Here is a 26,592-nt window from a genome sequence, read left to right on the forward strand (position 1 = left end):
ATGCTCATGAGTGGAGGAGAAACCGCCCATGGAGGTTGGGCTTGAGCATAAGGTAGGGCGGGAAATTAGAATCTTCACCCTAAGCATTGCAGCCACTGATCTATCTACCGCCGCGCTGACAAGCATGCGCTCTACCGTCGCCAGCCAAACGACCGGAGCACACTGCATGTCCCACAACCCAGCGGAACCCAGGCCATCGTTCAAACGCCTGGTTGCTTCCCATTTCGCCAAACGACCAGGCCTGCGCGCTGTGGCCGCCAAAGAAGGCTTCGCCGCCCTGACCGGGCGCTATCCCTGGATACGCCAGGGTTACCCACAGCTCGATTCTCTGCAGCCCTTTTACATTCTTCGCGCAGCGTCTGCCCCATGCCCCCTGGTCGACGCACTACTGGCGTGTTTTCTAGGCGCCAGCCCCACAGTGCTGGTGCCTTCCGACCAGGTAAGCCTGGCGCCACCCACAGTTTTTCGCGCTCAGGAACAGGGGGCCGACCCGGCGACCCGGCCTGAAATCAGCTTGAGCATGACCCATCTCGACGGGGACTTCACCGACCTGCTCGGCAGGCTGATCGAGCGTTACCAACAAGCGCTGATCAGTTTCTGGACTGGGCCCAGCGATGCATCAGGGATAACGCCCCTGGAATGGTTGCAGCAGATGCTCAAGGCCGCGTTGCTCGACAATGTTCATCGTCAGGGCCTGAGTGGGGCAGACAGGTCCACCTTGTATTCGCTGATTGTCAGCAGCGGTGAAAGGCCTGCTGTGCAGGCACTGCAGGTAACATTGCAGCGCGATGGCATCACCCGTCACCAGTCACTTCCCGACCTGCTCATCATCACCGCCCCCGGGCAGCGCGTGCTCTGGTGCAGACCATCGGGCATTGTCCACAGCTACGTCAGCCTGTCGGCATTCGCCACCGCGTTACGCGATGCGCTCGCTGGCCAACAGGTGTTCCAAAGCATGTCCTGGGCATATCAGCCTGTAGAAGGTGACCCTTTCAGCTTTCAGGCCACGCAATTGCTCAACGACACGCTCCTGCGCATAGGCCAGGTGCAGGTGGCCAGCCATGACAGCGTCAGTACGCTGGAGAGCACCTTCGACAGGGTCAGCGACCCTTCGAGCTATTTCCTTGACCACGCCTACCTGGCGCCCGACCTTCCAGTGGTCGAACTGCCTGGCTGGCTGGCCCAGGCCAGTAGCACCGAGCGCCTGGACTATTACGCGGCGCTGTTGGAGCTCTCGGCCTGCCAGGCGTTGTCCCAGGGCAAATCGGCGCTGGATGATGTGCAGGACATCCATCGCTATGCAGTCGACAGGCTGCTGCAGAAAATGCCACAGAGGGCCGACGGCAAGCCCCGTTATCACCCAGATCGGGTGATGGTCACATTGTCCGTGCCGATGCAGTACTCCAGTACTGGCCTGGCCCGGCTCGAAATCAGCCGGCATGTGTCGCTCACCGAGCTGATGGTCTCGCGCCTGGACAGCGGCATAGGGGAGTCGGCCACGGGCCTCAGCGACCTGGCTGGCAACGCCCTGGCCGACAAAGACCTGGATCTGGACACTATCGCCCGGTGGATCGGTGAGCTCGACATCGGCGGCAACTACCCCGCGTACCTGGACCACGTTCTGGCCGAGGAACAGGCGACCCTGCAGCGGATACACAATTATGCCCGCGAATGGCGCAGCGGTCTGATGTTCAGTGCTCTCAAAGCCAGGATTGGCGGCAAACTGGACAGCCGCACCCACCAGACCATCAACGATTTCTGCCACGGCGACAGTGACGATCAGCGCCAACTGACCCTGGCCCCGCTCGCCTTTGCCTTCGCTCCCGGGGCCGCAAAGGACGAGGTGGCCTGCATGTTCCTGATCAAGCTGCACGCAACCGGAAACTGGATGCTATATCGCCCGCTCTACCCCGAAGACCCTGTACGGGTGTTCCCGAGCATTGCGCAGCTGATGGATTGCATTCGTACCGAGCCAGCGCTGGGCCAGAGCATGCTCGACTGGATGAGCGCAGCCGCCAGGGCCAGGTATGCCAACGGTGGCTTCAGCAAACCCCACATTCATCCTGAACTTGAATCACTGGCCTATACCTTCAGCCCCTCCACTGCCGTGGTAACCACCATCCTGAAGAAACTCGAGCAGCCCGCCAGCGCCGCGTTCAGGCCATGGCCAACCAGGCTCGATATCCACATGTTCGAAGCGCGGCTCAATGCCATGCGGCAGCTGGCCTCGCGCCAAAGCGTGTCCAATAGCCAGGAACGCTGGGCAATGCTTGTGCATTTTGCCGCCGTGCTGTTCAACACCGCTTTGACCCTATTGCGTGGACCCGCCGCCACCCTTGCGTGGCTCGTCACCAGCCTGATGGCACTGAAAAACGATATTGACGCGCTATCAAATGGCACCGTTGAACAACGAGCGATGGCCACCGCAGATCTGATCAGTAACGTGGCTATGCTGCTGATCCACACCATAGCGACACCCCGCACGCCTGAACCCCAACTGCCAGAACTCCGGCTGAACGACCCATCGCCTGAGCACAGCGGCGTGGTGCAGGTCCCAGCAGAAAAGCCTCGACCACGAGAGTGGCAGCCCGTGACCGAGCAGGTGCCCACAGCCCTGACGGTGAGGCGCTGGCACGCCAACCAGCGCCTGGGAAACCTGCCACCTGCCTTGTTGCGCACCTTGGGCAGCCTGCGTGCGCGGCACTCACTGGCAAGCGCCATCCTGGAAACCCAGGGACGGCTGCGCGGGCTGTTCAAGCTGCAGGGGCGCCATTACGTGAAGCTGCAGGACGATGCCTATGAAGTACAGGAAGAATGGAACGGCATGCGCATCATCGGCCCAGACCAGAGCCAAGGCCCCTGGAGCAGTGAATGGGGAGGCGAGCGGGACGGTTACTACATCGTCGGGCGCGAGCGCCGCAAAGGCCCATGGCTGACCCGCTGGAACGAAGAGTGGGTCATTGACCTGCACCTGCCCGGTGGCATGCCCAAAAGCGCGCGGCAGCTGGCGGCTGAAAATGATGCAGCGTTCCAGGCCGCGATCGTCGAACAGGTCGCCGACAGCAACAGCCTGGCCCGGCTTGCGGAACAGGCAGTGCGCAAACGCCTGGCGCTCGATCCGTTTGACCGCCAACTGCTGTTGTTCGAAAGCACTTACCAGTCACAACTCGGCCTGTTACGTACCGACCCCGGCAACCTGCCCGAAGACATGCAACAAAGCTATGACGCTCTTGGCACCTTGCGCTCGGAGATTCTCCTGGACCTGCAGCTGAGCGCGCGCTGTCATGAAGAGTCGGCACGGCTGATGACCCGCATGCTCCAACGCTGCGAAGCGCTCGCTGAGCCTCGGTTTGCCAAGCTTGCGCTGGTGAAGGAACAGTTCGATGCGCAGACTGGCCGTGTAGTGAAACAATCTGCACCCTGGCAGGCAGACAACCAGCGTACCCGGGGTGACCTGGCCTACAAGCTCATCAAGAACGACACTATTTTGTTCCTGAGGCTGCGCCAGCTGGCAGACCATCGCGAAATCGAGCGACAGAATGCCCTGCTTCCTTCAGGTCCACTGGACGCGCAACAGCTGCAGCAATACACCGCAGTGCGCGGCCGCTATCGCGATGTTCTCGCTATCGACCGACGTATCCTCGAGGCCAGCCTGCGCCTTGACCGCAATACCCTGGCCACCCTCAACGATGCGAAAATCCAGTTTGCGGACAAGGAAAACCAGATTCGAAAGTTGATCGAGATGCGCCCCTGTTCCTCGGTCCTGTTGCGCAGGCAGGTCATCGGCGACCTGTACCAGTTGACGTTCGACCGTGCATTGTCGACCGACGTCGATGGCGACGCGTTGCGCTTGATGCACGCCGAGCTGTTCAACGACGACTTTCGGACAGCAGCGATCAGCCATGAACTGTTGGCAGGTAGCGACCTTTCGCTTGCCGACCAGGCTGAAATCCTCAACTACGCCCTGCGCCAGTACGAGCGCGCGACAGGCATTGCCAGGTATCTGCAACTGTGGGAAGACCCGGCGCTGGACATGCCGATGCTGGACGCCTATATCGCTGAAGTCGGCGCCCTCAAGCAGGTCGCAGAAAGCAATCTGAGTACAGTATTGAGCGACAGCCAGCTACCTGACCCGCCTGCGCCGCGGCAGGTGGCTCACCGCATACGCCCGGGGCGCCGCAAGTTGATAAGGACGTCAAGAGGCAGGGCAGTACTGGGCGATGAGGTCGAGGGGTCCAGCCAAATGGCTCAGCATGATCCAGACAGCGGCCAGGTGTTGCAGGTGTACGAGCAACGGGAAGGGCTTTATGACGACACCCCTGCCCCCCAGGCCGGGCCTCGCAACTACCGGGCAATGCGTGAGCGTGCTACATCCTTGATGGGGGGAACGATACGTCTTGAGATTACCGCTCGCCAGTATGTAAGCAGCGATGAACCGAACGGTCTGGCAGACCTCATGGACGGTTTCATCGACAATCTGGACGAGCTGGCGTCCGGGCTCGGCACCAGCCACCAGGACCAAGCGATGACTGCTCGTCTAGGCGAGACCAGCGCCGCGCTGCGCACACTCAAAAACGAACTGCTGACAGTAACCTACCTGAATACTCGCCACCCCGGGAGCGATGCACTGAACTACCTGCACCGGGCAGGCAAGATCATCATCCAGCCAGGCCGGGTGAGAAAACGCCTGCGGGCCGGTGACTTCCTGGATGTCTACACGATCCGCAGGGCAGATCTGCCAGAGGAAACCCTGTGGGAGGCACATTTCCACTATGCCCGTGCAGACGCGGGCTCGCACGATTTCAGCAAAGGCCACCTGAAATTCCCCGAGCCCCTCGGGCTGAGCCGCAGCGCCCGCCTGGAAGCGGCAAGCAGTGCCACCGAGCGAGCCAACGTGTACCGGGGTGACCTCAAACTGGCACAGGTCGAGGGCGTGATACCGTTTCCTGCCTCCTGAAGCCCGATTGGCAGCGCTGCCTGCTCGGCCATCGGCAGGCAGCCCGACTCAGGCCAGGGCCTTGTCCAGCGCGCGCTCGATCTCGCCCTTGATGGTGCCGCTCATCATCGACAGCATCATGCCAAGCTTCAGTTCCACGCGAATGCTGTCATCGCCAATGTGCACGCTGCCGTTGGCGCCGCTGCGCGCCACATCGACGCGATCACCGTTCCAGGTGGCCTTCAGGTCGTATTCGCGGCTGAGTTTGTCGACCAGCGCTTCGGCCTTGGCACGGGCGGCCTCGCGGCCGAGTGAGTGTTTGCGTTCGACGCTGATCTGGGTCATGCGGGCATTCCTGAAGATGTAGACATAATTGGCATTATGCCCGCCCCTGCCCACTGGCACACCCCGCCAAGACAAATCTGCCTGTTCGCCCTAGAATGGCGGTAATTTTTTCCGGTGAAGCGATATGAACGACCAGCGCAAAGGCGAACACGCCGAACCCACCACCCATTTCGGCTACCAGGACGTCCCTGAAAGCCAGAAGGCGAAAAAAGTCGCCGAAGTATTCCACTCGGTGGCCGCCAAGTACGACCTTATGAACGATGTGCTGTCCGGCGGCATGCACCGCCTGTGGAAGCGCTTTACCATCGAGCTGTCGGGTGTGCGCAGCGGCAACCGCGTGCTCGACATCGCCGGTGGGACCGGCGACCTGGCCGCCAAGTTCTCGCGCCTTGTCGGCCCTACCGGGCAAGTGGTGCTGGCCGACATCAACGAGTCGATGCTAAAGGTTGGCCGTGACCGCCTGCTCGACCGTGGCGTGGCCGGCAACATCGAGTTCGTCCAGGCCGACGCCGAGAAGCTGCCGTTCCCGGACAACCACTTCGACTGCGTGACCATCGCCTTCGGCCTGCGCAACGTCACCCACAAGGACCAGGCCATCCGCTCGATGCTGCGCGTGCTCAAGCCCGGTGGCCGGCTGTTGATCCTGGAATTCTCCAAGCCGACCAGCAAGCTGATGTCCAAGGCCTACGATGCCTACTCGTTCGCCTTCATGCCGCTGGCCGGCAAGCTGATCACCAACGACTCCGAAAGCTACCGTTACCTGGCCGAATCGATCCGCATGCACCCTGACCAGGAAACGCTGAAGAGCATGATGGTCGAGGCCGGCTTCGACCGCGTCACCTACCACAACATGACCAGCGGCATCGTAGCCGTGCACCGGGGGATCAAACCCTGATGCTGCTGGCCGGGCTGCTCGCCAGCGTCGAACATGGCCTGAACCGGGTCTTGCGCATGGACAGCACGGCCCTGCCGCGGCTGGCTGCGCTGGAAGGCAAGGTCATAGAGATCGACTGCCGCCAACCGGCCCTGCAGGTGTTCATCCTGCCCGATGAAGAGGGCCTGATGCTCGCCGCCCACTGGCAAGGCGAGGTTGATTGCAGCCTGCGCGCCCCGGCCGGCAGCCTGGCGCAACTGGCCCTGGCCAGCGACAAGACCGCTGTGCTGCACAGCCCGCAGGTCGAACTGCACGGCGACAGCGCCGTATTGCTCGACCTGTTCGGCGTGCTGCAAGACCTGGAACTGGACTGGGAGCACGAACTGCAGCGCTGGCTCGGCCCGGTGGCCACGGCGCTGCTGGCCGGCCATGTCCGCCTGCGCGCACGCTGGACCCGTCAGGGCCTGGCGCGCTTCAGCCGCAACCTGTCCGACTACCTGGCCGAAGAGTCCCGCACCCTGGTCGGCAAGCGCGAAGCCGAAGCCGCCTTCAGCGAACTCGACACCCTGAAGCTTGATACCGAACGCCTCGAGGCGCGCCTGCAGCGCCTTTCCCGATCCCTTGATACCAGCGATAACGCATGAAGCTGCTCGCCGTCCGCCGTCTTTTTCGCATCCAGCGTGTGGTGATCCGCTACCGTCTCGATGACCTGCTGTTCGACCTGCCGCTGCCTTGGTGGCTGATGAGTCTGCGCCTGCTGATGCCATGGCGCTGGCTGCCTCGCAAACCGTCCGAGCTCAATCGCGGCGCACGCCTGCGCCTGGCGCTGCAGGACCTGGGGCCGATCTTCATCAAGTTCGGCCAGTTGCTGTCTACCCGGCGCGACCTGCTGCCCAACGACATCGCCGACGAGTTGATGCTGCTGCAGGACCGCGTACCGCCGTTCGACCCCAAGCAGGCCGTGGCGCTGATCGAGGCACAACTGGGCGCCCCGGTGGCGCAGCTGTTCAGCCGCTTCGACGTGGAGCCGCTGGCCTCGGCCTCGGTGGCCCAGGTGCATGCCGCACGCCTGAAAACCGGCGAAGAGGTGGTGGTAAAGGTGGTGCGCCCAGGCCTGAAGCCGGTAATCGCCCAGGACCTCGCCTGGCTGTTCCTGATCGCCAAGGCCGCCGAACGCGCCTCGGCCGACGCCCGCCGTCTGCACCCGGTGGAAATCGTCGGCGACTACGAAAAGACCATCTACGACGAGCTCGACCTGCTGCGCGAGGCGGCCAACGCCAGCCAGCTGCGGCGCAACTTCGAAGGCTCCGAGCTGATGTACGTGCCCCAAGTGTACTGGGACCTGTGCCGGCCCAAGGTGCTGGTCATGGAGCGCATCTACGGCGTACCGGTGACCGACATGGCGACCCTGGCCGACCAGCGCACCGACATGAAGCTGCTGGCCGAACGCGGCGTGGAGGTGTTCTTCACCCAGGTGTTCCGCGACAGTTTCTTCCATGCCGACATGCACCCCGGCAACATCTTCGTCAGCACGGTCAAACCCTGGAGCCCGCAGTACATCGCCATCGACTGCGGCATCGTCGGCAGCCTCACCTCGGAAGACCAGGACTACCTGGCGCGCAACCTGATTGCCTTCTTCAAGCGTGACTATCGCCGCGTTGCCCAGCTGCACATCGACTCGGGCTGGGTACCGGCGCACACCAAGGTCAACGAGTTCGAGGCAGCGATCCGCACTGTCTGCGAGCCGATCTTCGAAAAACCGTTAAAGGATATTTCCTTCGGCCAGGTGCTGATGCGCCTGTTCCAGACCGCGCGGCGCTTCAATATGGAAGTGCAGCCGCAGCTGGTGCTGCTGCAGAAGACCCTGCTCAACATCGAAGGCCTGGGCCGCCAGCTGTACCCCGACCTGGACCTGTGGAGTACCGCCAAGCCATTTCTCGAGCGCTGGATGCGCGAGCGCATGAGCCCCAAGGCCGTGCTGGGCAATGTCTATAGCCAGGCCGAACAGCTGCCGCATCTGGCGGGCATGGCCCGCGACCTGCTTGAGCGCCTGTCGCAACCGCACCTGCAAGACCCGCAGATGCCGGAACGGCGCCGCCAGGGCGACCGCCGGGCGCTGCGCCTGCTCGGCGCCGGCCTGCTGGGCGGGGGTGCGGTACTGGCTGCCGGCGCCGCCGAAGCCGCCAGCCTGGCCGCCCCGGCTGCCTGGCCGGCCTGGCTGATGCTGGCTGCGGGCCTTTACCTGATTGTGCGCCAATAGCCAGCCGCGCCTGCGGCTGGCACACTAGCGCAAAGGGCCCGGCACAGGAGCGGGCCCGTTTTGGAGTCGACGATGAAAGACTGGCTGGACGAGATCAAGTGGAACAGCGACGGCCTGGTACCGGCTATCGCCCAGGACCACAAGACCGGACGCGTGCTGATGATGGCCTGGATGAACCGCGAATCGCTGGCCCTGACCGCCGCCGAGCAACGCGCCATCTACTGGTCACGGTCGCGTGGCAAGCTGTGGCGCAAAGGCGAAGAATCGGGCCATGTGCAGAAACTGCACGAAATGCGCCTGGACTGCGACGCCGACGTGATCATCCTGATGGTCGAGCAACTGGGCCATATCGCCTGCCATACCGGCCGTGAAAGCTGCTTCTACCGGGTTTTCGAAAACGGCCAGTGGAACACCGTCGACCCGGTCCTGAAGGACCCGGATGCCATCTACAGCGCAGGACACTGACATGAGCGACACCCTCGACCGCCTGGCCGAAGTGCTTGAAGAACGCAAGCAAGCGGCCCCTGACAGCTCCTACGTGGCCAGCCTGTACCACAAGGGCCTGAACAAGATTCTGGAAAAACTCGGCGAAGAGTCGATCGAGACGATCATTGCCGCCAAGGATGCCGCCGTCAGCAAGGATTACAGCGATGTCATCTATGAAACCGCCGACCTGTGGTTTCATAGCCTGGTGATGCTCAGCGCACTGGGCCAGCATCCGCAAGCCGTGCTCGATGAACTGGACCGCCGCTTTGGCTTGTCCGGTCATGATGAGAAGGCCGCACGAACGCCTTCTGCCTGATGTATTTTCGGGGCGTGCTGCGCGCCCCTGTGGGAGCGGGTTCACCCGCGAAGCTTGCAACGCGATATATGGCACCGGCTGCGCCGGTGTTCGCGGGTGAACCCGCTCCCACAAGGTTTGCAATGCAGCCCGGATAGGGCCAACACACAATATTCAGGAGTACGAAATGGGTATTTTTGACTGGAAACACTGGATCGTCCTGCTGGTCGTCGTGGTCCTGGTGTTCGGCACCAAGAAGCTGAAGAACTTCGGCAGTGACCTGGGCGAATCGATCAAGGGCTTCCGCAAGGCCATGAACGAAGAAGAGAACAAGCCGGCCGAGCAAACCCCGCCGCCCGCCCAGCCTGTGCCTCCGGTGCAGAACACTGCGCAACAGGCCCAAGGGCACACCATCGATGGCCAGGCCCAACCGGTCCAAGAGCCGCAGCGGAAAGACTGACCATGTTCGGCATCAGTTTCACCGAGCTGCTGCTCGTCGGCCTGGTCGCCCTGCTGGTGCTCGGCCCCGAGCGCCTGCCGGGTGCCGCGCGCACGGCAGGGCTGTGGATCGGCCGACTCAAGCGCAGCTTCAACAGCATCAAGATGGAAGTCGAGCGCGAAATCGGCGCCGACGACATACGCCGCCAGCTGCACAACGAGCATATCCTGCAGATGGAAGAGGAAGCCAAGCGCATTCTCAACCCGATGGCCACACCTGCGCAGCCGCCCGTGACCACCGCCACCGTGCAACCCCCTGCCGGGCTCGAAGCCAGGTCGGTCGAAGCACCTGCGGCACCGGTAGCCCCTTCTGAACCGCCTGAAACGCCGCGAGCCCCATGAGCGAGAATCCGGAACACGACCAGCCAATGCCGCTGGTTTCGCACCTGACCGAACTGCGCACCCGCCTGCTGCGCTGCGTCGCGGTCATTTTCCTGATCTTTGCCGGGCTGTTCTCATTCGCCCAGCAGATCTACACCCTGGTCTCCGCGCCACTGCGTGATCACCTGCCGGCCAATGCAACGATGATCGCCACCGACGTGGCCTCGCCGTTCCTGACGCCGTTCAAGCTGACCATGATCGTGTCGCTGTTCCTGGCCATCCCGTTCATCCTCCAGCAAATCTGGGGGTTTATCGCACCTGGGCTGTACCGCCACGAAAAACGCATCGCCATACCGTTGCTGGTGTCGAGCATCCTGCTGTTCTACGCCGGCATGGCGTTCGCTTATTTCTTCGTATTCCCGCTGATGTTCAAGTTCTTCGCCGCCGCCACTCCGGCCGGTGTGTCGATGATGACCGACATCGCCAACTACCTCGACTTCGTGATGACGCTGTTCTTCGCCTTTGGCGTAGCCTTCGAAATCCCGGTGGCGGTGGTACTGCTGGTGTGGATCGGCGTGGTCGACGTGAAGTACCTGAAGAAAATCCGCCCGTACGTGATCATCGGCTGCTTCGTAGTCGGCATGGTTCTTACCCCGCCGGACATCTTCTCCCAGACCCTGCTGGCCGTGCCCATGTGGCTGCTGTTCGAGGTAGGCCTGCTGTGCGGCAGCCTGATTCGCAAGCGCAGTACCCACGACGAAACCGCCGATGACCATAACGATCAGCCGCCTGCGACCCAATCGTGAACCTGTTGCTCCTTGAAGAGGCCGACTTCGTTTCGGCCGACCGTGTCGTTCTCGCTGATCGGCGCTTCACCCACATGCAGGAAATCCATCGCGTGGCGGTGGGCGACAACCTGCGCGTGGGCCGTATCAACGGCCTGATGGGCAAGGCTACCGTGCTGCGCCTGGACAAGCACGAAGCCGAACTTGAAGTCGCCTTCGACCAGCAGCCGCCAACCAAACTGCCGCTGACCCTGGTGCTGGCTGTGCCACGGCCGAAAATGCTGCGGCGGCTGTTCCAGACCGTGGCGACCCTGGGCGTGCCGCGGCTGATCCTGCTGAACAGCTACAAGGTCGAGAAAAGCTTCTGGCAAACGCCCTTCCTGCAGCCGGAAAGCATCCGCGACAACCTTATCCTCGGCCTCGAGCAGGCGCGCGATACCGTGCTGCCTGAGGTGATCATCGAAAAGCGCTTCAAGCCCTTCGTCGAAGACCGTCTGCCGGCCATCGCCGCCGGTACTCTCGGCCTGGTAGGCCACCCCGGCCCCTACCCCGCCTGCCCGCGCGCCGTGGAACAAGCCGTGACCCTGGCCATCGGCCCCGAGGGTGGCTGGATCCCCTACGAAGTCGACCTGCTGGGCAAGGCCGGCTTGGCGCCAGTGCAGTTGGGTGATCGCATCTTGCGCGTCGAGACTGCAGTAACTGCGCTGCTTTCGCGTATTTTCTGACGTAAACGCCACTTTTTCGCCCATCAAGTTTCCCTCCCCCAGGCCGATGGCCTTGGCAACACAACAACTATTTGTGCTGCCAAGGCGCCGGGGAGTCGTACATGTATCAAGGGTTAGCCCAATCGTTGGGCAATGTGAGCGTCAATCGCAAACTGGGGCTGGGCTTCGGCTTGGTGCTGCTGCTGACCCTGGCCATCACCGTGACCGGCTGGCTGGGCATGGACAGCATCATCGATCGTGGCGACAAGCTGGGCAATATCTCGGTGATTCACCAGTACACCCAGGACTTGCGCATTGCCCGGCAACACTACGAACGCAACCGCGACAACGTGGCCGTGGCAGAGCTGGAGAAGGCCCTGAACGACCTGGAGCGGCAGATCCAGCTGATGCTAGGGCAGATCGACCAACCTGAGGATCAGCAACGCCTTCAGCAGCAGCTGGCAGCCGTACGCGAATATCGGCAAGCGTACGCCGACCTCAGCCGGTCCGCTGCCGACCCGGACGCCACGGAGCAGGCATTGCGGCGCATGGCCGACCAGGGCACGGTCTTGCTGAAAGCCAGCCAGGCGATGACTGCCTCGCAAACCGTCGTGCGCGATGAAGGTGCCGCGCGGGCCAAGAGCCTGCTCGCCATGGCTACGGTGCTGGCGCTGGCGTTGGGCCTGCTGGCAGCCTGGGCCATCACCCGGCAGATCATCATCCCGCTGCGCCAGACCTTGCGCGCCGCCGAACGCGTGGCCAATGGCGACCTGACCGAGAACCAGCTGCAGGTGCAGCGACGCGATGAACTGGGCCAGTTGCAAGCCAGCATGCAGCGCATGACCCAGGGCCTGCGCGAACTGATCGGCGGCATCGGCGATGGCGTCACCCAGATTGCCAGTGCGGCCGAACAGCTGTCGGCTGTCACCGAGCAGACCAGCGCGGGGGTCAACAACCAGAAGGTCGAGACCGATCAGGTAGCGACCGCCATGAACCAGATGACTGCCACCGTGCATGAAGTGGCACGCAATGCGGAACAGGCCTCGGAGGCCGCCCTGATGGCCGACCAGCAGGCCCGTGAAGGCGACCGGGTAGTCGGCGAGGCGGTCGCGCAGATCGAGCGCCTGGCCGGCGAAGTGGTCAACTCAAGCGAGGCGATGAACCAGCTCAAGGCCGAAAGCGACAAGATCGGCAGTGTGCTCGACGTGATCAAGTCGGTAGCGCAGCAGACCAACCTGCTTGCCCTCAACGCGGCCATCGAAGCCGCCCGCGCCGGCGAGGCTGGCCGTGGCTTTGCCGTGGTAGCCGACGAAGTGCGCAGCCTGGCCCAGCGTACCCAGCAGTCGACCGAAGAGATTGAAGAGCTGATCGCCGGCCTGCAAAGCGGCACCCAACGGGTGGCCAGCGTAATGGACAACAGCCGCCAGCTGACCGACAGCAGCGTCGAGCTGACCCGCCGTGCCGGCAGCTCGCTGGAGACGATCACCCGTACCGTATCGTCGATCCAGGCGATGAACCAGCAGATTGCCACGGCGGCGGAGGAACAGACGGCGGTAGCCGAGGAGATCAACCGCAGCGTCATGAATGTGCGGGATATCTCCGACCAGACCTCGGCGGCCAGTGAAGAGACGGCCAGTTCGAGTGTGGAGCTGGCGCGGCTAGGCACCCATTTACAGGGGTTGGTGGGGCGGTTCAGGCTCTGATCCAGCGGGACCACACGTTCCTGTAGGAGCGGCCTTGTGTCGCGATGGGGCGCATAGCGGCCCCAAGATTTCAGCTTCGCAGCCTTTATTGCCGGGGCCGCTTTGCGGCCCGTTCGCGACGCAAGGCCGCTCCTACAGCGGTCACGCCGCAAGGTAATTCTTCCTACAGTTGCAAGTGCCATTTCCTACCTGATTATCAGGTCAAGTCCTACAACTCCGCTGCCGATTGGCAAAGGTGTGATGCCAGCAATGCGCCTGCATCCCCTCTCTCAATCGCTCGGAGACTTCCCATGCTCGGCTACCTCAACCGCAAGCTCGGCAACATCAGCGTCGCTGCCAAGCTGGCCCTAGGCTTTGCCGTGGTCCTGCTGCTTACCCTGGCCACCACGATCAGCGGCTGGCGCGCGCTGGATGACGCCATTGTTCGCTCGCAGCAACTCAGCGAAATCGGCCTGATCAACGACCTGACCAAGGACCTGCGCGCGGAACGCATCACCTACCGCGTGCTCGACGACGACGCCAGCAAATCGCGGATGGGCAGTATCCTCGACCAGCTCGACAACATGCTGACCACGCTGCAACAACGCAGCAGCGTCGATGAATCGCGGCAAATGCTGACTGAAAAGCTGGCCCTGCTGCAGCGCCTGCGCGACGACTTCAGCGAACTGCAACGCAGTGTCGCCAACCGAATTGCCTTGCGCGAGGCCATGCAGGTGCAGGAGCAAAAGCTCAATGCCGTCATCGACGAACTGCAGACCCAGGCCTTGCTCAAGATGCCTGCCGACAGCCAGCAAAGTGGCGTGCTAGGCCTGATGGACACGCTCACCCGGCATGTCGACGGCGCCAATCAGCAGAGCCTGGTACCGGCCTATACCTTCACCCCCGTCGAAGACTTTGCCAAGGTCGGCGACAACGCCTTGAACGCCGCCGACAGTAGCCTTGGGCAACTGCTCAGGGGCTTGGCGCCGCTGGGCTTGCCACGCGCACTCAGTGAACAGCCGGGGGTCGAACTGGCCAAGTATCGCGCCATCCTGGACCAGTATCGTCGCGCTGCCGTGCGCGTCGAGCAGCTGCAAAACAACATGGAAAATATGGGCAACGAACTGCGCGCGGTCAGCCTGGAGCTGGGCAAACGCAAGGTCGCACAACGCGACAGCGAAGCCGTGGCTGCCCGCTCACTGCTGACCACCGTGGCGCTGCTGGCGCTGGCGGTTGGGGTGCTGGCCGCCTGGCTGATCACCTTGCAGATAACCCAGCCCTTGCGCCAGACGCTGGCCGTAGCCGCACGCATTGCCAAGGGCGACCTGACCCAGGTCGACACGGTGCAACGCCGCGACGAGATGGGCCAGTTGCAGAGCAGCATGCGCGAGATGACCTTGAGCCTGCGCGCGCTTATCGGTGGTATCGACTAGGGTGTCGGCCAGCTGTCCCAGGCCGCCACGCAGCTGGCGGCCAGCAGCGAAGACACCAAGCTGCGCATCAACCAGCAGCGCGAGGAAACCGACCAAGTGGCCACCGCCATGAACCAGATGAGCGCCACCGTGCAGGAAGTGGCGCAGAACGCCGAGCAAGCCTCGCTGGCCGCCACCAACGCTGACCAGCAGGCGCAGGTGGGTGACCAGGTGGTCGCCGAAGCCATCGGCCGCATCGAGCAACTGGCCGGGCAGATGGACCATTGCCTGGCCGCCATGCAGCACCTGGCGGGCGAGAGCCAGCGCATTGGCAGCATCCTCGATGTGATCAAGTCGGTGTCCGAGCAGACCAACCTGCTGGCCCTGAACGCGGCGATCGAAGCAGCGCGGGCGGGGGAAGCCGGGCGCGGGTTTGCCGTGGTGGCCGATGAGGTGCGCGGGTTGGCCCAGCGAACTTCGACCGCGACAGAGGAAATCGGCCAATTGATCGACAGCCTGCACAACGGTACCGACGAAGTGACCCGGCTACTGGACAGCAGCAAGAGCCTGACCGAGCAGAGCGTGGAGCTGAGCCGCAGGGCAGGCGATGCGCTGAGCCAGATCACCGACACGGTGTCGAACATCCAGGGCATGAACCAGCAGATCGCCACGGCCAGCGAAGAGCAGAGCGTGGTGGCCGAGCAGATCAACCGCAGTGTGCTGAACGTGCGGGATGTGTCTGATCAGACCAGTGCGGCCAGTGAGCAGACGGCGGCGTCGAGTGGCGAGCTGGAGCAGTTGGGGCGGGAGTTGCGGGGGATGGTAGGGCGTTTCAACATCTGAGATTGCCGGAGCTGCTCGCAGCCCAATCGCTGGCAAGCCAGCTCCCACAGGGAATGCACAATTCTCAATACTGCGGTGTGCCTGCAACAGCAACCATGTAGCTCAGTTCCCAGAGGCCGGCGCGATCCCTCTGGGGGCTGGCTTGCCGGCGAAAGGGGCGCAAAGCGCCCCCGGCCATTACAGCACCTGGCGCAGGAACGCCTGCGCACGCGGGTCTTTCGGTGCGGCAAAGAACTCCGCCGGCGGCGAATCTTCCAGCAGCTTGCCGTGGTCGAAGAACAGCACCCGGTCGGCCACTTCGCGGGCAAAGCCCATTTCGTGGGTGACGCAGACCATGGTCATGCCTTCCTGGGCCAGGGTCTTCATCACGTCCAGCACTTCGCCGACCATTTCCGGGTCCAGCGCCGAGGTCGGCTCGTCGAACAGCATCACCTTCGGGTCCATGGCCAGGGCACGGGCAATGGCTACGCGCTGCTGCTGGCCGCCGGACAGGCGCGAAGGGTATTCATTGGCCTTCTGGGCAATACCTACCTTCTCCAGCAACGCTCGGGCCTTGGCTTCGCGCTCGGCCTTGTTGCGCTTGCGCACCACCTTCTGTGCCAGGCACAGGTTTTCCAGCACGGTCATGTGCGGGAACAGGTTGAAGTGCTGGAACACCATGCCGACTTCGCGGCGGTAGGCGTTGATGTCGGTTTTCGGGTCGGCCAGCTGCAAGCCGTCGATGGCCACGTGGCCTTCGTCGAAGTGCTCCAGGCCGTTGAGGCAGCGCAGGAAGGTCGACTTGCCTGAACCCGACGGGCCCAGCACCACCACCACTTCGGCCTTGGCCACGCGGGTGGTGACGTTGTCTACCGCACGCACCACCTGGCCGCGGGTATCGAAGATCTTTACCAGGTCACGAACTTCAATCACTTTGCGCAAGCCTCCGCTCAAGCCGGCTGGCAATGTGCGACAGCGGCAGGTTGATCAGCAGGTACAGGCCTGCCACGCAGAACCAGATCTCGAAGGTCGAGAACGAGGTGGTGATGGCCTCGCGGCCGCTCTTGGTCAGCTCGGTGATGGCGATCACCGACACCAGCGACGTGTCCTTGACCAGGCTGATGAACTGCCCAGCCAGCGGTGGCAGCACGCGCTTGAACGCCTGCGGCAGGATCACGTGGCGCATCGACTGGCTGGTGTTCAGCCCCAGCGAGCGGGCTGCTTCGTTCTGGCCCTTGGCGATCGACTGCACGCCGGCACGGACGATTTCCGCCACGTAGGCGCCGGTGAACAGCGCCAGCGCCGCTACCCCGGCGAACTCGCGGGACAGATTGAGCACGGTGCCGATAAAGAAGTAGAAGATGAAGATCTGCACCAGCAGCGGCGTGCCGCGCACCAGCTCGACATAGACGGTGGACAGGTCACGCAGGGTCGGGTTGTTCGACAACCGGCACAACCCGGCGAACAGGCCGATCAGCAGGCCCAGCGCGCCGGACACTACCGAAATCCACAGCGTGGTCCACAGGCCCCAGGCCAGCGGGCCCGCGGCCCAATGCCGGGTTACGCCGATCGCGTCGCCTTCGGCAACATCGTCGCCGCGGCTCAGTTGCAGGCTGTCCTTGGCCACCTCAAGCACTTGCTCGGCGCCGCTGTCGTCCTTCAGCGTGACACGGGCGTTATCGCCGGAGATGACGATTTCCTGCACGGTACCGTAACCGGCGGCGCGCTGCGTATCCTCGGCCTTGTAGGCGAAATACTGGGGTACGCGGTTCCAGCGCCACTCGTAGGAAATCATCGAGGTAGCCATGTACAGGCTGATCGCCAGGCCCACCAGGACCAGGGCGGTCAGCCCATGCCAAGGCCACTGGGCTTTCTTGTGTTTGATCACGTGGGGTACTTCCGTAAATGCGAACGCGCAGGGTTTGCCTGCGCGTCGGGGTCATAAAGCCGGCTTGTGGCCTGGGCTTTATTCCATTTCCTTTAGCCAGTCCTTGTTCTTGAACCACTTGTCGTGGATACGATCGTAGGTCCCGTCATGCTTGATCTGGTGCAGGAAGTTGTTGATGAAGTTGATGCTGTCGTAGTCGCCTTTCTTCAGGCCGAAGGCCAGCGGCTCGTAGGTGAAGGGTTCTTCGAGGAACAGCAGCTTGCCGGCCCCGGCCTTCTCCACTGCCACAACGTTGTACGGGGCGTCATAGACAAAGGCGTCAGCCTTGCCGTTGACCACATCCATCACCGCCTCTTGCTCGTTGTCGTAGCCATGGTACTGGGCCTTGCCGATCAGCTTCTTGGAAACCATCTCGCCGGTGGTGCCGAGCTTGGAGGTGAGGCGGTACTTCTCGTTGTTCAGGTCCTTGTACGACTTGATCTCGCCGGCCAGTTCCTTGCGGATCAGCAGGGTCTGGCCAACCACGATGAAGGGCTCGCTGAAGTTCAGGCGCAGGTTGCGTTCCTGGGTCAGGGTCATGCCGCTGCCGATCATGTCGAACTTGTCAGTCAGCAGGGCCGGGATGATGCCGTCATAGGCGGTGGAAACGGCCTCGAACTTCACGCCCATGGACTTGGCCATGGCCTTGAGGATATCGACCTCGAAGCCGATGATCTCGCCACGCTTGTTGGTCATCTGGAACGGCATGTAGGTCGGGTCCATGCCCACCCGCAAGGTGCCGCGCTTGACCGCGTCATCGATGGCGCCCGCCTGGGCTGCCGTGACTGCGACCAGGGCGGTAACACCGACCAGCAGCCGCGAAAGGTATTTCTTGATCATCACCAAGTCCCCTAGCAAGAAAAGTAGCGAATCTTATTGTTGGCACGGCCGTACTGGCCGATGTGGCATATCGGGGAGGGATGCTAACGCATGGCGGCCCGGGGACCTAGAGTTGGGGGGGACTTTGTTGGCCAAAATAGGGGGGGGCCCTAAAAGCTTCGCGGGTGAACCCGCTCCCACAAGGTACTGAACAGCCCCTGCGGGAGCGGGTTCACCCGCGAATAGGCCCTGTCAGGCGCCGACGAGTGCCGGCTGGCCTTCATTCTCCGGGTGCAACGGCAACAGCGGCGAATGCGGGTCGTTCTTGATAGAAGCACGCCACACATCGATCCACGCCGCATTATGCTCGGCCCATACTTGCTCATGCAAGCGGGTCAGTGCCACCGGGTCGCTGAGCAGGGCCAGGCGGGTATTGAGGTCCAGCCCTTTCGGCCCGACCTCCATTGCCTTGGCCACGCGCTCGGCACGCAGTGCCTCGATCGGCGCCGCCTGGCCGTGCCGGGCAGTGGCCATGGCGCAGGCCAGGGCGTTCTGCCGTGGGTCGACCACCGCCCGCACGAAGCCGTCATGCAGGGCATGCCAGCGGTTCTCGTGGGTGTACTGGTCAGTGGCCAGCAGCTCTTGCGGGGTGGCGTATTCCTCGGGGATGAGGAACAGCTTCTCGTCCTTGGCCGCCAGGCCCAGGCGGGTGCGGCTGGAAATCACCGAAACCGGGATCGACAGCACCAGCGAACCGACGATCGGCGCCAGCCACCACAGGAAGCTCGGGTTCAGCCAGGCCACCAGCGATGCCCAGGCAATGCCCAGCAGGGTCTGCGGGCCATGGCGGCGCACGGCTTCGCTCCACGGCGTGGAGTCGTCGTCACGCTGGGGCGAGTTCCAGGTCGCAGCCCAGCCGAGGAACGCGGCCAGCACGAAGCGGGTGTGGAAGATCATGCGCACCGGTGCCAGCAGCATGGAGAACAGCATCTCCATCAGCATCGACAGGGTGACCTTGATCCGCCCACCAAACTCGGTGGCGCCCTTGGCCCAGATCAGGATGACGCTGAGCAGCTTGGGCAGGAAGAGCAGCACGATGGTGGTGGAGAACAGCGCCACGGCCTTTTCCGGGTGCCACTGCGGCCACAGCGGGTACAGCTGGTACGGTTCGATGAAATACTGCGGTTCCATCAGGGTGTTGGTCGCCAGCAGCGCCGTCGACAGCACCAGGAACAGGAACCACAGCGGCGCCGACAGGTACGACATCACCCCGGTCAGGAACACCGCGCGATGCACCGGGTGCATGCCCTTGACCAGGAACAGGCGGAAGTTCATCAGGTTGCCGTGGCACCAGCGGCGGTCACGCTTGAGCTCGTCCAGCAGGTTGGGCGGCAGCTCTTCGTAACTGCCTGGCAGGTCGTAGGCGATCCACACTCCCCAGCCGGCACGGCGCATCAGCGCAGCTTCGACGAAGTCGTGGGAAAGAATTGCCCCGGCAAACGCGCCCTTGCCCGGCAACGGCGCCAGCGCGCAGTGCTCGATGAAGGGTTTCATGCGGATGATCGCGTTGTGGCCCCAGTAGTGCGATTCGCCCAGCTGCCAGAAGTGCAGGCCGGCGGTGAACAGCGGGCCGTACACGCGGGTGGCAAACTGCTGCATGCGCGCATACAGGGTGTCCATGCCCGAGGCTCTCGGGCCGGTCTGGATGATGCCGGCGTCCGGGTTGGCCTCCATCAGGCGCACCAGGCTGCTCAGGCACTCGCCGCTCATGACGCTGTCGGCGTCGAGCACGACCATGTACTTGTAATCGCCACCCCAGCGACGGCAGAAGTCGTCGAGGTTGCCACTCTTGCGCTTCACCCGGCGCCGGCGGCGACGGTAGAAGATGCGGCCGAAGCCCTTGGTCTCGCGGCACACGTCCAGCCAGGCTTGTTGCTCGGCCACGGCGATGTCGGTGTCATTGGTGTCGCTGAGCACGAAGAAGTCAAAACGGTCGAGGTTGCCGCTGGCGGCTACCGATTCGAACGTTGCACGCAGGCCGGCGAACACGCGCGGCACGTCTTCGTTGCAGATCGGCATCACCAGCGCGGTACGCGCCTCGGGTGCAATCGGCTCATTGCCAGCACTGCTGCCCGAAATCTTGTACTTGTCGCGCCCGGTGAGCAGCTCGAGGAAGCCCATCAGCGCGGTCCAGAAGCCCGCCGACACCCAGCAGAAGAGGATGCCGAAGAGAATCAGGATGGATGTCTGCAGGGCATACGGCCACACCTGCACCACCGTGTCCCACAGCGACTGGCTGAGGATTTCGTCGAGGTCGACGAACGACCAGCCCTGGTACGGCAGGATGCCCTTCATGTACCAGCCAGCGATGATGGTCTGGCCGATCATCAGGGTCAGCAGGATGTAACGGCGGATCGAACCGACCGTACGCCAGCGTGCCGGCGGCAGCTCGCGCTTGGGCGGCTGCGGCGCATTCGGGCGACCGGTCATGCGCCGCCACATGCGGATCAGCACGTTGGTCCGCCAAGGCTCTGGCACGACCTTGGTGCGGTTGATCGGCGGGGCGATCTTCAGGCACAGGCGGCCGCTGCCATCGACGCCGAGCATTTCGGCGTCTTCCAGTTCGGCGGCACTGCCAACGGTCAGGCGTGAGCCGACCGAGGCCTGCACCGCCTCGGCGGAATCGGCGGCCGGGTTGGCCGCCAGGCGTTGGTGCAGCTCACTGAACGAGGTGCAGCTGGCAAGTTCCGCCCGTTGCTCGTCGCTCAATGGTAGGTGGGCCAGGTACTCGCCAAGCGGTACCGGCCTTGCGCTTGAGTTACTCATCGGCAGGCAACTGATAGCTCCAGGTCTCGGTCAGCACCTTCTCGGTGGTGGCCGGGGCCCCGTTGGTGGGCGCCGCATCGGCGGCAGGTTGGTCAGCCTTGGCAGGTTGCTCGGCCTTGACCGCTTTTTCGGCCTTGGCATGCTTGGCTGCGGCCTTGTCCTGCTTGGTGTCCTGGGAAGGCTTGGCGGGCTCGACCGGTACGTCGCGCACCAGCGAGGCACGCATTTCGGTCGACTTGTTGGCTTCCTTGACCTTCAAGCGCAGGGTCAGGCGCCAGCCCTTGGTCTCAGGGTTATAGCGCAGATTGTTCTCGACCACCTCGGCGTTGTCGCCCACGCTGATCAGGCTGCGCACTGCGGTGTCTTCCGGCAGGGCGGCCAGGGCCGGGCCTGCGAAATCGACCAGGAAGGCCACGCTGCCGTCTGGCTGACGGATCAGGTTGGACTGCTTGACGTCGCCGGTGGAGCGCAGGGTCTGCTTGACCGAGCCCAGTTCAGCCGCCTGGAACTTCGCTTCATCAATGGTGAAGTGCAGGCGGTAGGCGTACTCGAACGGCTTGCCTGGCTCAGGCAGTTTTTCCGGGCTCCAGAAGGCAACGATATTGTCGTTGGTTTCGTCCGCAGTCGGGATCTCTACCAGATCGACGGTGCCTTTGCCCCAGTCACCCTTTGGCTCGATCCAGGCGCTTGGACGCTTCTGGTAGTTGTCGTCGAGGTCTTCATAGTCGCTGAAGGCGCGCTGACGCTGCATCAGGCCGAAACCGCGCGGGTTTTCAACGCTGAAGTTGCTCACCGCCAGGTGTTTCGGGTTGTTCAGCGGACGCCACAGCCACTCGCCGTTGTCGGCATGAATCGACAGGCCTTCGGAATCGTGCAGGGCCGGACGATAGTTGAGGACCTTGGATGGCTGGTTGGGGCCGAACAGGTACATGCTGGTCAACGGCGCAATGCCCAGGCGGCTGACCTGGTCACGCAGGAACACGCGGGACTGCACGTCGACCACAGTGTCGTTGCCCGGGCGCAGGGTCAGCTTGTAGGCGCCGGTAGAACGCGGCGAGTCCAGCAGGGCGTAGATCACCAGGTGCTTGTCGGCCGGTTTGGGCTTCTCGACCCAGAACTCGGTAAAGCGCGGGAATTCTTCGCCCGACGGCAGTGCGGTGTCGATGGCCAGGCCACGCGCCGACAAACCGTAGACATGGCCCTTGCCGACCACGCGGAAATAGCTGGCGCCAAGCAGGGTCATGATCTCGTCCTGCTTGTCGGCCTTGTTGATCGGGTAAAGCACGCGGAAACCGGCGTAACCCAGGTTCTTGGTGGTTTCCGGGTCGTGCGGCACGTCACCGAACTCGAAACGGCTCGGGTCGTACTTGATTTCCTCGACCGTGGTGGCCGTGACCTCGTTGATTTTCACCGGGGTGTCGAAGTGCATGCCCTGGTGATAGAACGACAGCTTGAATGGGGTCTTGTCCTTGGCCCACTCGGCCTTTTCCTGCAGGAAATGAATTTTCTGGTAATCCGCGAACTTCATGTCGCGGAATACTGCCGGCAGGTTGCTTTTTGGTGCGTCGTACTTCTGGCCGGCCAGATCCTTTGCCTTGGCTGCAACATCGTCAAGATTGAATGCCCACAGCTGGCCCGCGCTCATCAGGCCGACCAGAGCCACGCTGGCCATCAGGGCCTTGCGCAGGCGGATGCCGGGGATTCTTGATGCTTTTTGGGGACTAACAATCACGAGCAACCCTCGCCGAAAACAGATCATGAAACCAACGGCCAGCGACAAATGCCGGGTTGGCGAGCACTGTTCGGACCCCGTGAGGGCGTAATGATTCCCCAAACGGATCCAGACAATGCTCGAGTCAGAGTGAAACGAACCTGCGAACGCAGGCCCATGCAGCGCGCGATTATCCAGCAGGTCGCGTGACAACGCATCAGGCTGGAACAACTATTTATCGTACAAAACCCCTTGTTTGCCCATAAACAAAGGGTTTTTGACCTCATATTTGTAACAAGAATGTCACTGGGCCATCATTGACCAGGTGCACCTGCATGTCCGCGCCGAATCGCCCGCTCGCCACATCGGCGTGCTTGCCTTTGGCCTGCTGCAAAAGATAGTCGAACAATTCGGCGCCCAGGGCCGGCGGCGCTGCCGTCGAGAAGCTCGGGCGCATGCCGTTGCGGGTATCCGCTGCCAAGGTGAATTGCGACACCAGCAGCAACCCACCCCCGACATCCTTGAGCGACAGGTTCATCTTGCCCTGCTCGTCGCTGAACACACGGTAGTTCAACAGCTTGTGCAGTAGCTTGTCGGCCAGCTCAGGGGAATCTTCAGGCTCGACCGCGACCAGCACCAGCAAACCCTGGTCGATGGCGCCGACCACCTCCCCCGCAACTTCGACACGCGCACCGCGCACACGCTGCAGCAGCGCCCTCATGCTTCTTCCAGGGGCAGGTCGAGCAGGCGCCGGGCCATCTGGTCGGCCGCACGCACCAGGGCATCGGTGATGCCAGGCTCGGAGGCGGCGTGGCCGGCGTCACGAATGACCTTCAACTCACTGTTGGGCCACGCCTGGTGCAGCGCCCAGGCATTGTCCAGCGGGCAGATCACGTCGTAACGGCCATGCACGATCACTGCAGGCAAATGGGCGATTTTCGGCAGGTCGCGGATCAGCTGGTCCGGCTCGAGGAACGCGTTGTTCATGAAATAGTGGCATTCGATGCGGGCAATCGACAGCGCGCGCTGCGGCTCGGAGAAGCGGTCGACCACCAGCGGGTTGGGGCGCAGGGTGGCAGTGCGGCCCTCCCAGGTGGACCAGGCCTTGGCGGCATGCATCTGGGCGATCTGGTCGTTGCCGGTGAGGCGCTTGTGGAATGCCTTGACCAGGTCGCCGCGCTCTTCCGGCGGGATCGGCGCAATGTAGTCTTGCCAGTAATCGGGGAACAGGCGACTGGCGCCCTCCTGATAGAACCACTCGATTTCCTGCGGGCGGCACAGGAAGATGCCGCGCAGGATCAGGCCGTGCACGCGCTCGGGGTGGGTCTGGGCATACGCCAGGGCCAGGGTCGAGCCCCACGAGCCGCCGAACAGTACCCATTTGTCGATGCCCAAGTGCTCACGGATACGCTCGAGGTCTTCGACCAGGTGCCAGGTGGTGTTGTTCTCCAGGCTCGCATGCGGCGTGGAGCGGCCACAGCCGCGCTGGTCGAAGGTGATGATGCGGTACAGGTTGGGATCGAAATAGCACCGGCTCTGGGCGTCGCAACCGGCCCCCGGGCCACCGTGGATGAACACCACCGGCAGACCTTCTGGCGAGCCGCTTTCGTCGACATACAGCACATGCGGCGCTTCCACGGCCAGATCGTGCCGGGCGTAGGGTTTGATCTGCGGGTACAGGGTCTGCATTGCGCACTCCGTGTGAGGTTTATTCAGCCGTGGGCCATCATAAACCTGAATTGCAGCAAGAGCATGCCCCCCGTGGTGAGTTCATGTGCCGAGCAGTCAACAGCGCTACCCCGGCGCTCGACCGGGCCTTCGCCGAAGCCGGGCTGAAGGCCTATGCCGAGGCGAATGCCAAGGGTCAGACGCCGTAGCGCTGCTTCCCCCAGGCCAAGGTTTCCTCAAGCAAGTGGCGCAACACCTGGCGGGTAGGTTGGGCCAGGTCGTCGCGGTAGGCGAAGGGCTCGACCTCATTCATGTAGGTACTCTGCGCCAGCTCCAGTTGCACCGCATGAATATGCTGAGCGGGGTCGCCGTAGTGGCGGGTGATGTGCCCGCCCTTGAAACGGCCATTGAGCACATGGCTGTAGTTCTGCGCCTGGGCACACACGTCCTCCAGTCGCTCGGCAAGCGCCGGATCGCAGCTGGCGCCGTTGAACGTGCCCAGGTTGAAGTCCGGCAGCGTGCCATCGAACAGATGCGGGATGTGCGAACGGATCGAGTGGGCGTCCCACAGCAGCGCATAGCCAAACTGCTCACGCAGTCGAATCAGCTCATTGCGAAGCGTGTCGTGGTACGGGCGCCAGATCTGCTCAAGGTATTGCTTGCGCTGCTCGGTCGTCGGCTCCAGGCCTGCCTTGAACAGCGGCTCGCCCTCGAACAGTGTGGCCGGGTACAGGCCGGTGGTAGCGCCGGCGTACAGCGGCGTGTCGTCATCCGGGCGGTTGAGGTCGATGACGAAGCGCGAATACTCCGCCGCCACCACGCTGGCCCCCATCTCTTGAGCAAAGTCATACAGCTGCGGGATGTGCCAGTCGGTATCCGGCAAGCTGCGCGCCTGCTCGACCAGCCCGTCGCGAACGGCGTCGGTCAGGTTCAGCCCGGCATGGGGCATGCTGATCAACAGCGGCAGGCTGCCTTGGTGAAAACTCAGTACCTTGTCCATCTCGCCTCGCTCAGTTGGAGATTTCGTGGCCCTTGCGCACCACGCGCTTGGGCAGGTCGCCGCCCAGCCAGTAGGCCAGGTCGGCAGGGCGTTCGATTTGCCAGGCGACGAAGTCGGCCACCTTGCCCGCTTCCAGCGAGCCGTGGCTCTCGCCCAGGCCTAGCGCCGTGGCGGCGTGTACCGTGACACCGGCCAGTGCTTCTTCTGGCGTCATGCGAAAACACGTGCAGCCCATGTTCAACATCAGCCGCAGCGACAACCCTGGCGAGGTGCCGGGGTTGAGGTCGCTGGCCAGGGCAATCTTCACCCCGTGGCGGCGCAGGGCGTCCATCGGCGGCAGCTGAGTTTCGCGCAAGAAGTAGAAGGCCCCCGGCAGCAGCACGGCGACAGTGCCGGCTGCAGCCATGGCGATGGCGTCTTCTTCGGTCATGAATTCCAGGTGGTCAGCCGACAGCGCCTGGTAGCGCGCCGCCAGGCTTGACCCGTGCAACGACGACAGCTGTTCGGCGTGCAGCTTGACCGGCAGGCCCAGCTCGCGCGCCTTGATGAACAGTCGCTCGACCTGGGCCGGGGAGAACGCCAGGTGTTCGCAGAACGCATCCACCGCATCCACCAGGCCTTCTGCGGCCAGGGCCGGCAGCATTTCGTCGCAGATGTGCGCGATGTAGTCGTCGGCGCGGCCAGCGTACTCCGGTGGCAAGGCATGCGCGGCCAGGCAGGTGGCACGCACCGCCAGCGGCAGCTCGTCGGCCAGGCGCCGGGCCACGCGCAGCATCTTGCGCTCGTTGGCCAGGTCCAGGCCGTAGCCGGACTTGATCTCGATGGTGGTCACGCCATCGCGCATCAATGCCTGAACCCGCTGCCGGGCACTGGCAAACAGCTCGTCCTCGCTGGCCGCACGGGTGGCCCGCACGGTGCTGGCGATGCCACCACCCTGGGCGGCAATTTCGGCGTAGCTCACGCCTTGCAGGCGCTGCTCGAACTCGCCGCTGCGGTTACCACCAAACACCGCATGGGTGTGGCAGTCGATCAGCCCCGGGGTGACCCAGGCGCCGCCCAGGTCAACGGTGCGCTCGGCATCGACCGGCGCCAGCTCGGCCCGTGGGCCGATCCACTCGATCAGCCCGGCATTGGTCACGATGGCCGCGTCCTCGATGCTCGAGTAGCGGCCCTCGGCCATGGTTGCCACATGGCAATGCTGCCAGAGGGTTCTCATGCACA

General features: G+C 63.3%; 23 protein-coding genes. 13 read left to right on the plus strand and 10 right to left on the minus strand.

The annotated features are described in order from the left end of the window. Positions 1-28 precede the first annotated feature (28 nt). Positions 29-4,957 (plus strand): hypothetical protein, encoded by a 4,929-nt coding sequence (locus AC5O5R_RS25155; RefSeq protein WP_494514814.1) that lies wholly within the window; start codon positions 29-31, stop codon positions 4,955-4,957. 48 nt (positions 4,958-5,005) lie between these two features. Here the strand turns inward: AC5O5R_RS25155 and AC5O5R_RS25160 are convergent, their stop codons facing one another. Beyond that, positions 5,006-5,281 (minus strand): polyhydroxyalkanoic acid system family protein, encoded by a 276-nt coding sequence (locus tag AC5O5R_RS25160; RefSeq protein WP_033701930.1) that lies wholly within the window; start codon positions 5,279-5,281, stop codon positions 5,006-5,008. Positions 5,282-5,405: 124 nt separating this feature from the next. On the opposite strand from AC5O5R_RS25160, the gene ubiE reads away from it, so the two are divergent. The 12 genes from ubiE (at position 5,406) to AC5O5R_RS25220 (ending at position 15,441) form a co-directional block, all read left to right on the plus strand. Beyond that, entirely contained in the window at positions 5,406-6,176 is a 771-nt protein-coding gene (gene ubiE, locus AC5O5R_RS25165) for a bifunctional demethylmenaquinone methyltransferase/2-methoxy-6-polyprenyl-1,4-benzoquinol methylase UbiE (protein WP_172220132.1), read from the plus strand. Next, positions 6,176-6,799 carry a ubiquinone biosynthesis accessory factor UbiJ gene (locus AC5O5R_RS25170; RefSeq protein WP_172220135.1) on the plus strand — a complete coding sequence of 208 codons (624 nt, stop codon included), beginning with the start codon at positions 6,176-6,178 and terminating at the stop codon, positions 6,797-6,799. The genes ubiE and AC5O5R_RS25170 overlap by 1 nt, the downstream gene beginning before the upstream one ends. Further along, a complete protein-coding gene (ubiB, locus tag AC5O5R_RS25175; protein WP_172220138.1) occupies positions 6,796-8,415 on the plus strand; it encodes a ubiquinone biosynthesis regulatory protein kinase UbiB in 1,620 nt (539 codons plus the stop codon). Before AC5O5R_RS25170 ends, ubiB begins: the two co-directional genes overlap by 4 nt. Positions 8,416-8,487: 72 nt before the next feature. Next, positions 8,488-8,880 carry a phosphoribosyl-AMP cyclohydrolase gene (gene hisI, locus AC5O5R_RS25180; RefSeq protein WP_172220141.1) on the plus strand — a complete coding sequence of 131 codons (393 nt, stop codon included), beginning with the start codon at positions 8,488-8,490 and terminating at the stop codon, positions 8,878-8,880. A gap of 1 nt (position 8,881) precedes the next feature. Then, entirely contained in the window at positions 8,882-9,217 is a 336-nt protein-coding gene (locus AC5O5R_RS25185; protein WP_172220144.1) for a phosphoribosyl-ATP diphosphatase, read from the plus strand. 166 nt (positions 9,218-9,383) lie between these two features. Then, complete coding sequence (locus AC5O5R_RS25190) at positions 9,384-9,656, plus strand: twin-arginine translocase TatA/TatE family subunit (RefSeq protein WP_172220147.1); 273 nt, start codon at positions 9,384-9,386, stop codon at positions 9,654-9,656. A 2-nt stretch (positions 9,657-9,658) separates the two neighbouring features. Then, positions 9,659-10,036, plus strand: coding sequence for a Sec-independent protein translocase protein TatB (gene tatB, locus AC5O5R_RS25195; RefSeq protein ID WP_172220150.1), 378 nt, complete (start codon positions 9,659-9,661; stop codon positions 10,034-10,036). Continuing rightward, positions 10,033-10,821 carry a twin-arginine translocase subunit TatC gene (gene tatC, locus AC5O5R_RS25200; protein WP_172220153.1) on the plus strand — a complete coding sequence of 263 codons (789 nt, stop codon included), beginning with the start codon at positions 10,033-10,035 and terminating at the stop codon, positions 10,819-10,821. Before tatB ends, tatC begins: the two co-directional genes overlap by 4 nt. Beyond that, the gene (locus AC5O5R_RS25205; protein ID WP_172220156.1) at positions 10,818-11,525 is read left to right on the plus strand and encodes a 16S rRNA (uracil(1498)-N(3))-methyltransferase; all 708 of its coding nucleotides are present in this window, start codon (positions 10,818-10,820) and stop codon (positions 11,523-11,525) included. The genes tatC and AC5O5R_RS25205 overlap by 4 nt, the downstream gene beginning before the upstream one ends. A 101-nt stretch (positions 11,526-11,626) precedes the next feature. Beyond that, the gene (locus AC5O5R_RS25210) at positions 11,627-13,207 is read left to right on the plus strand and encodes a methyl-accepting chemotaxis protein (RefSeq protein ID WP_172220177.1); all 1,581 of its coding nucleotides are present in this window, start codon (positions 11,627-11,629) and stop codon (positions 13,205-13,207) included. A gap of 290 nt (positions 13,208-13,497) precedes the next feature. Further along, complete coding sequence (locus AC5O5R_RS25215) at positions 13,498-14,619, plus strand: methyl-accepting chemotaxis protein (protein WP_494514815.1); 1,122 nt, start codon at positions 13,498-13,500, stop codon at positions 14,617-14,619. 117 nt (positions 14,620-14,736) lie between these two features. Next, positions 14,737-15,441 carry a methyl-accepting chemotaxis protein gene (locus tag AC5O5R_RS25220; protein ID WP_494515481.1) on the plus strand — a complete coding sequence of 235 codons (705 nt, stop codon included), beginning with the start codon at positions 14,737-14,739 and terminating at the stop codon, positions 15,439-15,441. 177 nt (positions 15,442-15,618) lie between these two features. On the opposite strand, the gene AC5O5R_RS25225 is transcribed toward AC5O5R_RS25220, so the two are convergent. The 9 genes from AC5O5R_RS25225 to hutI all read right to left on the minus strand — a co-directional run bounded on the left by AC5O5R_RS25225 (position 15,619) and on the right by hutI (position 26,587). Then, entirely contained in the window at positions 15,619-16,353 is a 735-nt protein-coding gene (locus AC5O5R_RS25225) for an amino acid ABC transporter ATP-binding protein (protein ID WP_172220217.1), read from the minus strand. Further along, positions 16,346-17,308: an amino acid ABC transporter permease gene (locus tag AC5O5R_RS25230; protein WP_172220199.1), complete on the minus strand. Its 963-nt coding sequence runs from the start codon at positions 17,306-17,308 to the stop codon at positions 16,346-16,348. Before AC5O5R_RS25230 ends, AC5O5R_RS25225 begins: the two co-directional genes overlap by 8 nt. A gap of 78 nt (positions 17,309-17,386) precedes the next feature. Continuing rightward, a complete protein-coding gene (locus AC5O5R_RS25235) occupies positions 17,387-18,184 on the minus strand; it encodes a transporter substrate-binding domain-containing protein (protein WP_172220220.1) in 798 nt (265 codons plus the stop codon). 234 nt (positions 18,185-18,418) lie between these two features. Beyond that, a complete protein-coding gene (gene mdoH, locus AC5O5R_RS25240; protein WP_172220202.1) occupies positions 18,419-20,992 on the minus strand; it encodes a glucans biosynthesis glucosyltransferase MdoH in 2,574 nt (857 codons plus the stop codon). Further along, a complete protein-coding gene (locus AC5O5R_RS25245; protein WP_372242409.1) occupies positions 20,985-22,724 on the minus strand; it encodes a glucan biosynthesis protein G in 1,740 nt (579 codons plus the stop codon). The genes mdoH and AC5O5R_RS25245 overlap by 8 nt, the downstream gene beginning before the upstream one ends. A 262-nt stretch (positions 22,725-22,986) precedes the next feature. Next, complete coding sequence (dtd, locus tag AC5O5R_RS25250; protein ID WP_172220205.1) at positions 22,987-23,424, minus strand: D-aminoacyl-tRNA deacylase; 438 nt, start codon at positions 23,422-23,424, stop codon at positions 22,987-22,989. After that, positions 23,421-24,392, minus strand: coding sequence for a prolyl aminopeptidase (gene pip, locus AC5O5R_RS25255; protein ID WP_016489576.1), 972 nt, complete (start codon positions 24,390-24,392; stop codon positions 23,421-23,423). Before pip ends, dtd begins: the two co-directional genes overlap by 4 nt. Positions 24,393-24,567: 175 nt before the next feature. Then, a complete protein-coding gene (gene hutG, locus AC5O5R_RS25260; protein WP_172220211.1) occupies positions 24,568-25,371 on the minus strand; it encodes an N-formylglutamate deformylase in 804 nt (267 codons plus the stop codon). 10 nt (positions 25,372-25,381) lie between these two features. Then, entirely contained in the window at positions 25,382-26,587 is a 1,206-nt protein-coding gene (gene hutI / locus AC5O5R_RS25265; RefSeq protein ID WP_172220214.1) for an imidazolonepropionase, read from the minus strand. Positions 26,588-26,592 lie beyond the last annotated feature (5 nt).

It is taken from the genome of Pseudomonas sp. 8_5_2, assembly GCF_059295255.1.